This is a genomic window from Vibrio sp. STUT-A16, from assembly GCF_026000495.1.
Lineage (GTDB): Bacteria > Pseudomonadota > Gammaproteobacteria > Enterobacterales > Vibrionaceae > Vibrio > Vibrio diabolicus.
Map to the genome: position 1 here is coordinate 1,434,773 of NZ_AP026765.1, position 12,606 is coordinate 1,447,378.

At 40.9% G+C, this 12,606-nt stretch carries 9 protein-coding genes and 2 pseudogenes; 6 read left to right on the forward strand and 5 right to left on the reverse strand.

Going from position 1 to position 12,606, the window contains the following annotated elements; genetic code table 11:
* Nucleotides 1–11 precede the first annotated feature (11 nt).
* A complete protein-coding gene (locus OO778_RS06825) occupies nt 12–2,306 on the reverse strand; it encodes a dynamin family protein (protein WP_264911130.1) in 2,295 nt (764 codons plus the stop codon).
* 908 nt (nt 2,307–3,214) lie between these two features.
* Between OO778_RS06825 and OO778_RS06830 the strand changes: the two are divergent.
* Nucleotides 3,215–3,353: pseudogene (locus OO778_RS06830) on the forward strand (flavodoxin family protein); the annotation flags it as partial.
* Nucleotides 3,354–3,483: 130 nt separating this feature from the next.
* A complete protein-coding gene (locus OO778_RS06835) occupies nt 3,484–3,849 on the forward strand; it encodes a helix-turn-helix domain-containing protein (protein WP_014234397.1) in 366 nt (121 codons plus the stop codon).
* Nucleotides 3,850–3,928: 79 nt separating this feature from the next.
* Here OO778_RS06835 and OO778_RS06840 read toward each other — a convergent pair whose 3' ends face one another.
* The 4 genes from OO778_RS06840 to OO778_RS06855 form a co-directional block, all read right to left on the reverse strand.
* Nucleotides 3,929–4,468: a redoxin domain-containing protein gene (locus tag OO778_RS06840; RefSeq protein WP_264911131.1), complete on the reverse strand. Its 540-nt coding sequence runs from the start codon at nt 4,466–4,468 to the stop codon at nt 3,929–3,931.
* Nucleotides 4,469–4,708: 240 nt separating this feature from the next.
* Complete coding sequence (locus OO778_RS06845; RefSeq protein ID WP_264911132.1) at nt 4,709–5,365, reverse strand: DsbA family oxidoreductase; 657 nt, start codon at nt 5,363–5,365, stop codon at nt 4,709–4,711.
* 76 nt (nt 5,366–5,441) lie between these two features.
* Complete coding sequence (locus OO778_RS06850) at nt 5,442–6,008, reverse strand: carboxymuconolactone decarboxylase family protein (protein ID WP_264911134.1); 567 nt, start codon at nt 6,006–6,008, stop codon at nt 5,442–5,444.
* 10 nt (nt 6,009–6,018) lie between these two features.
* Complete coding sequence (locus tag OO778_RS06855; RefSeq protein WP_264911135.1) at nt 6,019–6,603, reverse strand: NAD(P)H-dependent oxidoreductase; 585 nt, start codon at nt 6,601–6,603, stop codon at nt 6,019–6,021.
* Between the two features lie 1,257 nt (nt 6,604–7,860).
* Here OO778_RS06855 and OO778_RS06860 point away from each other — a divergent pair.
* The 4 genes and pseudogenes from OO778_RS06860 to OO778_RS06875 all read left to right on the forward strand — a co-directional run bounded on the left by OO778_RS06860 (nt 7,861) and on the right by OO778_RS06875 (nt 12,597).
* A pseudogene (locus tag OO778_RS06860) lies at nt 7,861–8,696 on the forward strand (IS5 family transposase).
* A 307-nt stretch (nt 8,697–9,003) separates the two neighbouring features.
* The gene (locus OO778_RS06865; RefSeq protein WP_264911136.1) at nt 9,004–11,616 is read left to right on the forward strand and encodes a hypothetical protein; all 2,613 of its coding nucleotides are present in this window, start codon (nt 9,004–9,006) and stop codon (nt 11,614–11,616) included.
* Nucleotides 11,617–11,644: 28 nt separating this feature from the next.
* Nucleotides 11,645–11,878: a hypothetical protein gene (locus tag OO778_RS06870; protein ID WP_264911137.1), complete on the forward strand. Its 234-nt coding sequence runs from the start codon at nt 11,645–11,647 to the stop codon at nt 11,876–11,878.
* Between the two features lie 392 nt (nt 11,879–12,270).
* Nucleotides 12,271–12,597, forward strand: coding sequence for a hypothetical protein (locus OO778_RS06875; protein WP_264911138.1), 327 nt, complete (start codon nt 12,271–12,273; stop codon nt 12,595–12,597).
* Nucleotides 12,598–12,606: the final 9 nt, after the last annotated feature.

A 12,606-nucleotide genomic window follows, 5' to 3' on the forward strand; every position in this document is an offset into this window, starting at 1 on the left:
CGGTTATACGATTACTCGAAGATCGCTTTAGCGGTAGATAGTGCGTCTGATGCTTCGTTCAGGTCATCATCTGAGAACTGCGTTTCAGCATCTTTGAACATCTGTTTAATATGCTCGTCAGCGGCTTCACGTAGAGCTTCAACAGCTAGATCGAAGGCTTTACGGGTGTCGTTCCAGTAGCCCTTGTTCCATGACTCAATACTATCAAGAGTGTCACTTTTCTTGATGGCCTTAATCACCGATTTAGCAAGAGACTTGCGCCAGTCAGAAAGAAGACGGAACGCAGCATAACCAATAAGGCCAGCAAGCATCAGACCCCATACAATAGGACCACCGGTTGCACTCACTAACCACGGAAGTGTAGTTACCGAACCAGTGACTCCAAGAGAAGTCAAAACGCCTGCAGCTTTACCTACAAGGATGTAAGCCCCCAGGTTTGATGAAATTGTTGCAACATACGCTCCCATAGCACCGAAGGCAGTTGCACTAGAAAGACCACCGATAAATGCAGAGTGGCCATCGAAAGCACTAACGTTCAGCTTAGATTTTTCGAACCCAGATAGATCACCACTCTCAACATCAACGTTATTCCCCGGCACCTTACTAGAGAACTCATTCACCAAGATCTCAACTTCCGCAGCAAAACGCTTACTGGCATTGTTGATGATGTTCTTACATTTGGTTTCAATGTGCTGGCCTAAAGCGTCAGAGATGCCTTTTTTAGCAGTATCTTTGTCTTCGAAACGGTCAGTAATGAACTGAGTCATGTAATCTTCATTCAGCAGTGAGTTACAAACATCATCGAGCTGAGTTGCAGTTTCCTTCTCGAAGTTGGTGATAGCAGCTCTTTGCTTTTTGAAGCTCTCTAGGACGCTAACAACATCTTGGCGAAATCGAGCATCTTGAGCTTTTACCTCTTCCATGCGCTCATCGTTGCTACGACGTTTGTCATCAAGGCCTAGTAACTCAATATCTATATGTGCAGCAATTTGCTTTTTCATTACCTTGAGACGATTGAGACGACGCTGAATAAGGGTATCTTGAACGTCCTGCAGAATTTGCTCGAACTGCTTAGTGAATGCAGTCATAAACTCTTCGTTGTCGTCCCAGAACGGCAGCATACGGTCGGCCCAATCTTCCTTGGTGATCTTACGAATGCCTTCACATTGATTGTTCCAATCTTCGTACAACAGGAAGCCCATAGACTTATGGAAAGCTATAGAAGCACGAGGTGCGGTCTTGGTCTTAAATTCTTCGATGCTCTTAACACCGAATGCATGAGTGGCCAAAATAGTGATGTGCTTCAGTGGGCTCTCTGGGTCCAGTGGCACATTACCTGGTGCACGTAGGATGTTTGAGAAAAATTCTGGTTCGTTGTCTCTTAGGAACTTCATGATAGATGAGGTAAACAGAATTGCATCCGCAAGCCCCATTGCTTCATAAGCTTTACGTACATCGATGCTATCAAGTACAGCACCTTGCTTTCGTGAGTAGTCTGGGTCGATTAGTTGTCCCGGAGTATCAAGTAGGTTCACCTTCTCAAGAATTGGTGTGTCGACGAATACAACAGCCAGATACGCATCTGGGTATACAATGTTGTCTTCCTCGTCACGAGCGCCGTATTCTTCCAAGATCTCATAAGAGCCTTTAGCCAATGCAAAGCGCTCAAAATCTCCATGAAGCATGTTTAGAGTGAAGGTGTCTTCACCATCCATATACTTGAATACAATTACATCTTCATTAGCGCTTAGAGCTTCCGGTTTTTTTTTTGAATGCATGTAAATGGTATTTGCAGCAGTGACCGGAGAAAAGCCTTCAGGTGCGATAGTGCTACCTAATAGCATGTTGATCAGATGAGACTTACCTGAGTCGCTTGGACCGAAGATACCCAGCGTAGGTAGAGTCGACTGAGAAGATAACTCGTTTTTGGCAGTTTCCATTTTTTCCACCAACGACGTAGGGCGGATTTGCTCTGGTAGCGAATCTAACTGAGACATAGCTGAGTTCAATGATTTAATGAATGCATCAGTCTCTTTCTGCAGTTCAGTATCCAACATAATATTGTTCCTATTGATTAGAGTTTTTGGAGTAGTTAATAACTTCATGAAATCAGCCTGATTTGCTCCGACACCAGCAACGTAATCAAGCACAACTTCTATAGGGAATTCCAAAGGATTAGACTCAATTCTTGAGGCCATCTTTTGGCTGGTAACCTTTCTACAGCGCTCTGCGGCTGCTTCCTGACTCAAATTCCCTTTCTTTCTAGCATCAGAAAAAAATTGACTAAAAGATATTGGGTTAGACATAAAACCACCTTTCTTAGACGCGGAGTGACTGAGATAATCAACTTAAGATCAAAGATAGCATCAATATCATGCTGATACAATCCTTAATGGGTGGATTTTACTCACCATGTGAGTAAAAAATCAATATTAATGGATTTTAAAAGGCCACGTGCTAAAAACAAGCATCGTTACTTTTCTTTCCACCAGCTAGAAATTTCCCAACTCTTATCGCGAAAGGTACTTGATCAAACGATGAATTTCCGCACTTTGGGATACCAAAATTGGCATACGTCGACACAAGCCACTAATCTGCTAGCAAAATCGCTTGGAGTAACGAACACCTTTTTCTACAAATTCACATGACTCAATACGTCGCTCTCCCTGTGTTATTCTCACTTGAGCAAGCTGTATGTGGATGCGACAACATTTTCCACTTATCGGTAAGTCATAAACGGTTCGGGAAACATAAGTATTAACGGTACAAGCCTCTTGCGACTCAGGATCAACCACTTTAAATCGACGATCTCTTCGGCAATACACATCGATAATCTGTGTCGATTCATCCACTTTAACGGAGTGAATTTTCTGTCCTTGAATACTGAGAAGTTGGGAAAGGAATTGAGTCAAAGTACAAATCGTCCATAGTGATCAAAAAGAAGTTACTAATCAGTATGGTAGAGACGGTGAATATCTGACTTAGACTCAACAAAGCGGAGAAGAGCCGAAAAGTAAGCCGAATTGGTCACAAAAAAACTAACAATAAAGCCTATTTATGTAGGCATATTTTTTTAGTTACGCCAGCCCATGCTTGAACTAGGTTACTAAAAGTATACTAATTGCATTCAACCTATAGGTAACTAATATATACCGTGAGGCACCAGTGGCGTAGCGTTCACCTGTGTGCCGATCTATTTGCGGAGCAACTAACAATGAGTAACTTTCTTATCATCAATGCCTCATGGGCCATCGTCATTCTCAGAAAGAAAACTAAATGCGTCTTTGGTAGATAAAGTGGTGACGGCTTTAGAACAAGAATGTCATTCAGTTAGCGTAATGACCATGCAAGATCGATCTTTACGGCGAACTTAATTCAATTAATGTGCAGTGTTACTATGGTGTAATACTTAAACCAAAGCACTGTGGTTTCGTATCATTGAGCGAAACCGCAGCTATCTAGTTTCTGGATTGGCGAGGCTGTATGAAAGCAAAAGTTGAAGTTGACGTTAAAGGGCGTAAAAGCGTTGTTGATGCCTGTACGGAGCCTTGTGCGATAGAAAAAGGTATGCGGATCTTGGGGTCAAAATGGAAAGGCTCAATTATCTACCATTTGAAAGATGGGCCTGTGAGATTTAATGATCTTTCAAGAATGTTGGGCGGTGCAAGTAAGAAGATGGTAGACCAGCGCTTAAAAGAGCTAGAAAGTGAAAATATGGTGATACGCCGCGTGCTTAATGATAAGCCACTAGCAGTAAGTTACGAACTGACTGAGTTTGGCAAAAGTGCTTTAACAATTCTTGAAGAATTGAGAAAATGGTCTGAAAGCAACAATGTTCAGCTTAAATAGTTTGAGCAACAATCTCTTCTCGAACTGTGTGATAGGGCAACCATACGTGGTTGCCTTGATCATATTTTGGTCTGGGGACTCAGTAGTCTAGTGTCCCACGGATAGGGTAGTGGTTCTCTGGATTACGAATCCATGCTAGACCACGCATAAGTGCCTCTAACTCTGGTCTTACAAATGGGTTGTTTGATAGGTCAACCACGTGCAAATTACGGTGTTCATTGACGACAAATAGTCCTGGCTCCGCAAAGTTATGGTCGGTTTCGGCTTCAGAGCGTGGAAGAGAAATATAAAGCCCCAGCGTCTTCATTTGTTGCTCATTTAGGCCATAGGCAATTGGAAAACTGATATCGAGCTTTTCCAGGTGTTGTTCCAACTGTTGTTTCGAATCCCCAGAGACAGCCAGAATATCCACGCCTGCATCACTAAAGGCCCGTTTATAAGTCTCGATTTCATTGAGATATTTGGTGCAAAGTGGGCAATGCTGACCACGATAGACAAACACCGCTTGCCATGTTGCATCGCCTTGAGGTTGGCCTAGCCTGACTTTGGTCCCATCCAGTGTTGTTACCTCTAATGTAGGGAAAGTGTCACCCGCTTTGAGTTTTTGTGAGTTTGCCATCTCAGCTCCTTGGATTGATCTCACGACTAAGTCGTTAAAAAGTAAGACAGGATGAGGCGAGTTGCAATTAGTATACTTTTAGTAACCTAGTTAAGAAACTCAGCACCTGATAAGTTACAACTGGTAACGACCGTTCCGCTGCTTTGAATTTGCTGTCGGTCTTGCAATCACACTGCCCATTCAATTTTTCGGGAACAGTAGTACGAGAAAGAATGCATTCTAAGAAAAAAGTGAAATGAACTATTCTGCATCTGCTTTAGCTATCAGCTCAGACAAGATCTGTTTATAATCTTCAACGGGATGCGCACCAGAAACGCCAGATTCACGGTTAAAAATCACCGTTGGTACGCTTGAAATCCCCATTGTCTGCCATTGCTTCTCTGTAGTACGTATCGCACCGCGTCGCTGAACATCATCTAACCACCGCATGCCTTCTTCAGCATCAAGACCCACAGAGATAAGTTCTTGCTTTAGAACTTCACGGTCAGAGATGTCTTTCTGTTCACTGAAAAAAGCCGTAAACAAACGTATCTTTAGTTCAGTTTGCTTACCAAAGCCTTTGGCGTAATCAAGTAGAATGTGTGCGTCAAACGTGTTCACCATCTTCATGTCATCAAAGTAGTTAAACTCGAAGCCATGTTCAGCACCGATGCCAGCGATGCGAATACGCGCATTTTTACTTTCTTCTACTGTGCTGCCATATTTGCGTGCAAGGTGTTCACGAAGATTTTCACCTTCAGCAGGCATGTCAGGATTCAATTCAAACGGCTGCCACTCGATATCGATGCGATCTTCAATTCCAAGCTCGTTAATCGCAGCTTTTAAATGGTTATAGCCAATGATGCACCAAGGGCAGACGACATCACTAATGATGTCGATTTTAATTGTGTTGTTCATAATGGCTCCTTACGCAAAACACTGTAACCATATGGTAACAGTGCTTTGACTGGCTTTTGAGTACTACTTGTTCAGATTAACGCTCGCTAGGGTGCGTCCACGAAAACTTTTGGAACGGCGCATCTGGTTCAGTGTGTGCCAATGCGTTGGTGAAGTTTGAGATAAGCTTTGCAGACAACCCCGTCAGAACTTCCAGTGCTTGTCGTTTTGTAAAGCCAGCACCCAGAAATGCTTGCAGTCTCTGATCACCAATATGACCACGGTTATCAAGCAGCGCCTTGGTAAAATCATGCAGTGCTTGCAGTTTTGTATCAGGAATAGCTGTACCTTCACGCAACGCTTCAATCACTTCATCTGGCATTTTGCCCGCTTTCATCATCCAAGTATGACCAGGAACGCAGTAGTGACAGTTATTTTCAAAGTTTGCGGTCATAAAGACCACTTGCTGCTCTAGTGGGCTTAATGTCGTGTTCTTCATAAATAGGTCGAAGACGGTGTTGTATGCTTCGTAGGTTGCCGGTGCCTCAGCGAGAACGGCGTGCAGGTTTGGCAGCATACCGAAGCCTTTTAAAGACTGTTCTACCAGAGCTTTAGACTCTTCCGGGGCCGTTTCTGCATTGTAGTAAGTAAATTCAGTGCTCATAACAATCTCCTTAGAAGTTGGCGTCTAGGTGGGCTTCAAAGCGAGCAAAGTCGCTCTCAATGTCCGCGTTTTTCATGACGTCATAGCAAGCGAAAGTAGGCAATGCAGACATGCCAAAGAAGCGGAAGTTGGCATGCATGTGGAACATCAAATCATCAACACTACGACCATGGAATAGGTACTCACTATCGTCATTAAAGGACTCTTCAGGCGCGTTGAATGTGAAAGACAGCATGTATTTAGTTTGAGTGCGGGTGCCGCCAGTGCCGTAATTTTTCTTGGGTTCCTCTGGTGTCCGACCATCAAATGCACACAGGGCACCACCCATACCAGCGGTAAATACATCATCCATGTATTTCTTGAAAGACCATGGGATCGTCATCCAGTTAACAGGCGACTGAAGAATGACTCGGTCCGCCCACTCAAAATGTGCCAATTGTTCATCAACTACGATGTTATCTTGCATCGCCACCACTCGAACTTCGTGACCCTTTGACTCTAACTGGGCGCGAGCTTTCTCGACCAAAGCCGCATTGAGCTTGCCTTCAGAAAATGGAGATGGCTCGTGCGCGTTAATGATTAGAACGTTACTCATGATAATTAACCCTTCAATGATTAGACTGTTTTACAGAGCGACGAATGATTTCGTTCTCTTGCGGTTTATTATGGTTACCTACATTTCTAGTTCAATTAGTTAACTTTTGGTAACCACCGGAAATGCTAATTAAATAATATTTAAGTGTTTGTTTTATAATGATTATATTTTTAGTTTGGATCGGATGAATGGGCTGCTAGATTAATTAAGGTTACCAAAGTATGCCAATTAAAATTATATGGAAGGCAAGCTTCCGCATTCATAGGCCTCACTCCTAAACAGCACTGGTAGGAAAGTTGTCATGATGGGAATAGACAAATATGGTGATGCAAAAGATTTACGCTTACTATTATACCTTTACGCTATGGCTTACATCAGTCGGCTGTCAGAGGTGCCAGTTACGAAAAAAGATGTGTGGTTGCTCAAAGTGTTGAAAAGACTAGGCCTTAAAAAGGCCTGCATAGCAGTAGTGAACAAGACCGTCAGAACTGCATGGGCGATGCTCCGTCATCAAAATAAAATATGCGCCAGTACTGATCGCAAACTAATTAACTGCAACAATTTTATACAATGATGATGCATAAAAAGGGCAAGACCAACCTGCTGAGAACTTGGCCCTGTGGAAAATACTTCTTTAAGAAAGCTGTTATCCTGAGAAGGAAAGTAGGTGCGCAACCATCATAGGTTAGAGGGTTGCTCCCTCAATGAGAGACCGAATATATGCCCGCATCTTAACTCTTAGAATTTTTCCTTGTGTCGAACGTGAATTCCATATACGACACAGGGGGCTAGTCCGATTTGCTGTGGTTATAGTTTTTATCCAACATCATAGTTCAATTCTACTTGTGCTGATCCCTTCTGGTGTCTTTTGTGTTTTTAAGCTGTTCTAAAAAGTGTAAGTGTGGAAGTGCTCTCAGTCCTTGTGCTGTAAGGCTTCAGGTGCGACAGGAAAAATATTATTTCATATAGAAAAAAGAGAAAAAGTTGTCGCACCCAAAAGAGGAGTGAATAGAAGTGTTAACTGTAAAGCAGTTAACTTTTCCTATTCTGTTTGTTCTCTTTGTATTGAGTAACAAATCATAAATAGTTCATATTTAGTTTTAATGAGTTTAGGAAATGGCTTTTATCCATTTTTAAGCACTAATTTGCCTTTAAGCCTTGTAATGTAATGACTGAGGGGCTTTGATGCGTAAATCGATGGAACTAAACCAACAGCTTACGACCTGATCGGCTACATTCATTCAAGTCTGTAGTTTCATGCCAAAACAACGTTACAAAATAAGCAACTGGAAACAATACAACCAATCTCTGATCAACCGTGACCTTCTGACGTTGTGGATTGACGAAGAAGCGATAAGTTCGAGGAAGCAAGAGAAACAGAACAAGTCAGTGATTTAGCCATCGCAACCGCTTTCATGGTAAAACGTATTTTTTTCAATGCCACTTCACGCTTCACAAGGATTTATTGATTCCGTTTTTCGACTTGCTCTGGTTCCACTGTGTTCCCCATACTACAGCTGTATCAGCCGCCGAGCCAAAGAGGTTGATGTGGGTTTTAAAACGAAAACCAAAGGACCGATTCAGCACCTCGCTATCGATGCTAAAGGTCTCAAGGTTTATGGTGAGGGCGAGTAGGAGGTCAAAAAACATGACACCGATGGCAAACGCAGAGTGTGGCGCAAGTTACATATCGCAGTGGAGAGTGGATACAAGTAGTCACGAAATTATTGCCGCCGAACTGAGTTTATCAACAGTCACTGATGCAGAAGTATTGCCACGCGGCAATCCGTATTAAGCGAGTCGTTGCTCTTATCCCTCCAAGAGAGGAAGCGGCATTCTGGGAACGAGGCCATCCAAGAAACTTAGCGGTTGGCTGTCAAAAGTTATACGGTTCGAACAAGCATTGGAAAGAGCGATATGGCTATCACAAACGCTTGCTATCAGAAACAGCGATGTATCGTGTGAAGCAGTTACTTGGAGGACGATTAAGCCTACGAAATTACAACGCACAAGTTGGTGAAACCTACGCAATGGTCAAAGTGTTGAATAAGCTTACTGGGCTTGATATGCCTAAAACTTGCCGTGTTGGTTGATGCTCACCTGAAATAGGGCGATTCAGCTTCAAAAGTGAATTACGCAACATAGCTCATGTCTTTACGTGAATAAAAACAAAAGAAAAAACACAGATAATGGCAAGCAAACATGCAAAGCATTTTGCACTTAATATAAAAAACTAATGCTAGATATAAATATATTAAAAGCTTTGAGGAAAATAATATTACCCACATGGTTTTCACTAAATATAAAAAATAAAATAGTATTATAACCTTGTTGTAATGCGAACTTTGTTCGTGCTAAATTATAAAAATAAAGATAATTATAAATATACAAAAGCTTAATATGTACATTCCATTAAAAAATAATGATGATACTATCGTTACTATTATAGTGACAGATAATGCAAATCAAGATGCTATAGACAGCATTATAAAAAACACAAATCACAAGCTGGTCAGTACAAGCTCAGAGTGCTTATCATCAACAGTAGCTACGATGAAATCAGCCAAGTTAAAGGTTGCTTTAGTTGCTTTTGATTTTTCAATGATGAATGTGCATAGTGTTGTTGAAACATGTATGTATAATAAAGTTGAGATCAAAGATGTAAACAGCAACAGGATTATAAAAAGAAAAGAAGATGGTAATTTATCTGATGTTCATCTTCTGGCAGATTTCTACGATGAATTCTCAACTGACAAAAACCTTAGCATTCTTGCTAATGCTGTTCGTTCTCTAGTTCCTGTCCATGCTTCAGTGGATGAAGCAATATCTATGCTTTCTTCCATTGCTGATGTTCCATCACAAATCGCAGAAAAAAAACTTAATGCATCAATTTCTACGATTCGTAACGTGGTTAACTCAACAACAAATCTTAACTACTCAACCAAGCTTTCTTCAAAAGAAGAGATGTACGTGAAGGTGTTCAATCGTACGAATGAAAGCGTTGATACTATCGAGTTAATCAAAGCCCAGACTGGTGCTAACAAAACCACTTACGCACAAAAGCTGTGTCGGCTCGCGTACAACAAACAAGTGAAGAGCTGTTCTATAACAACACTAAGAAGTGTTGCTGAACAGTACGCACCTAAAAAAGCTAAGACAGTAGTCGCTCACAGCGAAAAGAGCATCTCTGCATTCGAACAAGCTGATCACTTTAGCTGTACTATGCACTCTCTTCTAAAAGACCATGTTTTCGAATTCGTTAAAAATTGCGGCTACTTCATCTTTGACGAGTGTGAGAAAAACATTCAAGCGCTATTTGAAGAAAGTAATAGTGCTGAAGTTGAGTTTTTGAACCAGAAGCAAAAAGAAACTATTCGTGCGCGCTTAACTGAACTTTTCGAAAAGAAGCAAGCCAGAGTCGTTGCGATGGACGCAGATGCTAGCGATGCCATTTCACTGCGTTTTCTCAGATCATTTGGTAAAAAGGTCAACGCTTACGATTTAAACTACAGTGAGCCGACTCCTCCTTCGCATGCAAAAACAAGCAAAGGTTCTGAATCTGCATTACAACTTGTAGAACTGGCAAGACCGTTCATTAAGTCAGCAGGCACTTGTCAGCAAAATCCATATTCATCAATCACAACACAAATCGATGACATCGACATGATGGAAGCACGTCTAATTGAGAAAAAGCTAATTGATGATAACGAAAACATGTTTATTGCTTCAGATAATAAAAGGGAAGCCATCAACATGTTGAAAGATTCTGGGTACGTAAAGAAATCTGGTTTCGTTGATGAAAAGGCGGCGCTAAAAGCGAGAATTCTTTTAGTTCATGCTGACAACAAGGGGCAGCCTGAGCAGAAGGCATTTCTTAAAAATCCAAGCGCTGAAATTGTGAAATACAAAACAGTGATCGTAACCCCGTGTGTGCGCGAAGGATTCAACATAACTGCTAACTACTGCAACACTGTTATCGTTCTATGTCATGGCATCTTGCTTCCGATGCCCTTAGTACAAATAAGCAGAAGACTACGCACAGCAACCAACATCATTTTTGCTCTTGATACAGGCAGAAAACCGTCGTTCGGATTTTCGAATTATTTAGAAGATGCAGTAACACTTGAAGAAAGGCTAGAGGCTGAGTTTGCGAAAAGAAGAGATGTATTGCTAAGTGATTTAGCTTTATCTCTAACGCTGACTCTAGAAAACCTTGGTTTTAATCATCAAGCTCCTGTTCGTTACAGTGAGGATAAAAAGGCATCGATCAAGAAAGAGCAGGACTCTGTCAAAAAAGGCAGAAAGAAATTTCGTCAAGAAGCAATTGCTAGTGCTGATTGCATTGACAGTGAAGCTGCTAAGAGATTAGAACAAAGCACCTGCAAATCTGAAGAAACTACAATGTCAGTAGAAAAGAAGAAGGTTGCTGATAAGTTAGCTATTGATGTTAAAAATGTAGATATCAAAGCAGTTAAGTTCGCTGAGAAATTCAAGAAAGACCATGCAGTTAAAGTTGCCGAAATCATTGCTGACAAGGTTACTGTCAAAGCGAAGCATGATGTTAAACAAACTATAAAGCAAAAGAATATCGCAGAAGCAATGCAAATCTTTATAGATGCATTGAAGGGCAATATCATTGATCTTGAAGGTAATGAAATCGAACTAGATTTAACGACAGAGTTTGTAATCGCTGATGCAGTTGAAGTGTACAGCTATCTTCATGCTAACAAAGCTAAGTTCAATAAAGCATTTTCTCAGAAAGACAAGATGCGAATCACTGAGTCAAAAGCAAATGATAAAGCCACGGCTGAGAAGCGCTTGAGAGCTTTGCTTAAAGCGCTCGGTATAGACAGCCCTCGCTTTGGAAGTACTAACAATAAGCGTTACAAGCACTGTTTACATCCACTTGCAGTACCTTCTCTGAAAGCGCTGGGTTTGCTTGAGAAAGAACAGTCAAGCGAGTTCAGAAGTCTTGAGCAATACGAAGAAGTACTAGTAGATCTATATAAATAAAATAATAATAAAAATAGGAATTAATAAAATGAGAAAAGTAAAAGAACTAATGAAAACTCCCCTGTTGACGGGGGAGGACGTATCAAAACTAATGATCGATGAGGGCATGGTTTATCGTGACAGAGCATCTACAACAATGCTCAGTAAGTTGCTCTATTGTACTCCGCGCAACGCGCAGAAAATAATTAAACATGGTTTTAAAGACAGCGGAACTCAAGCTTTATTCTATCTGCAAATGAAAATAGCATGTTCGGATAAATAATTCTCAAAATAACCTTACAATGTCTTGGTTTTACTATATAATCATAGACAAGCAATTAAGTTTTCTTGTTTATAGTTATCTTATCAACCCCAGTAACAACTGGGGTCTTTTTCTGCTCTGACCTTCTCACTACTCGTCGGGGCACTTTTTATCTTAAATAAATTGTCTATTTTAGTTACATGAGTTTAAATGAATTAAAAAATGATAATTGACATCAAATCGCCATCCCCCCCCTTTTTTTATCTTCTTAGTGCATTATTTAAGTGAAATAAAAACAATCATTAAAAATGCGATATATTATAATTCTATTTGAAGTTATAATATAATCATATAGTGAGGGGAATGCTTAAACACCAAAAATTAATAATTAATAATTAAAATGGGAAATAAAAATGAAAAATTTCAAAGAAACAGAAATCAAAGTTGAAAGCGAAAAAGAACTACTTCTATCTCTTATGTCTAAAGCTGTTGCTGCTCAAAGAGAAAAGCTTCTGCCAAGCGAGTGGGATGTCGATTTCATGGAAGAAGAAAGCGGTTCCGTCAGAAAATTCTTCGAACAGTTAGTGTTTGGTGACGAAGATGTATGTGAGCTAGTTCTAAACGAGTTCATCGATATTCACGAGTTGGACGAGAAGTTTGAACTAACTGATTGCAGCTTCATCGACAAAGCAAGAGACATGCAGCATGATTTGATTAATGAACTGGTCGAGTGCTACTGATCATAACCC

Excerpts from the sequence above, each read along its gene's own strand:
- OO778_RS06825 (WP_264911130.1), bottom strand. The coding sequence starts at position 2,306 with ATGTCTAACCCAATATCTTTTAGTCAATTTTTTTCTGATGCTAGAAAG.
- OO778_RS06835 (WP_014234397.1), top strand. The coding sequence starts at position 3,484 with ATGAAAGCAAAAGTTGAAGTTGACGTTAAAGGGCGTAAAAGCGTTGTT.
- OO778_RS06840 (WP_264911131.1), bottom strand. The coding sequence starts at position 4,468 with ATGGCAAACTCACAAAAACTCAAAGCGGGTGACACTTTCCCTACATTA.
- OO778_RS06845 (WP_264911132.1), bottom strand. The coding sequence starts at position 5,365 with ATGAACAACACAATTAAAATCGACATCATTAGTGATGTCGTCTGCCCT.
- OO778_RS06850 (WP_264911134.1), bottom strand. The coding sequence starts at position 6,008 with ATGAGCACTGAATTTACTTACTACAATGCAGAAACGGCCCCGGAAGAG.
- OO778_RS06855 (WP_264911135.1), bottom strand. The coding sequence starts at position 6,603 with ATGAGTAACGTTCTAATCATTAACGCGCACGAGCCATCTCCATTTTCT.
- OO778_RS06865 (WP_264911136.1), top strand. The coding sequence starts at position 9,004 with ATGTACATTCCATTAAAAAATAATGATGATACTATCGTTACTATTATA.
- OO778_RS06870 (WP_264911137.1), top strand. The coding sequence starts at position 11,645 with ATGAGAAAAGTAAAAGAACTAATGAAAACTCCCCTGTTGACGGGGGAG.
- OO778_RS06875 (WP_264911138.1), top strand. The coding sequence starts at position 12,271 with ATGAAAAATTTCAAAGAAACAGAAATCAAAGTTGAAAGCGAAAAAGAA.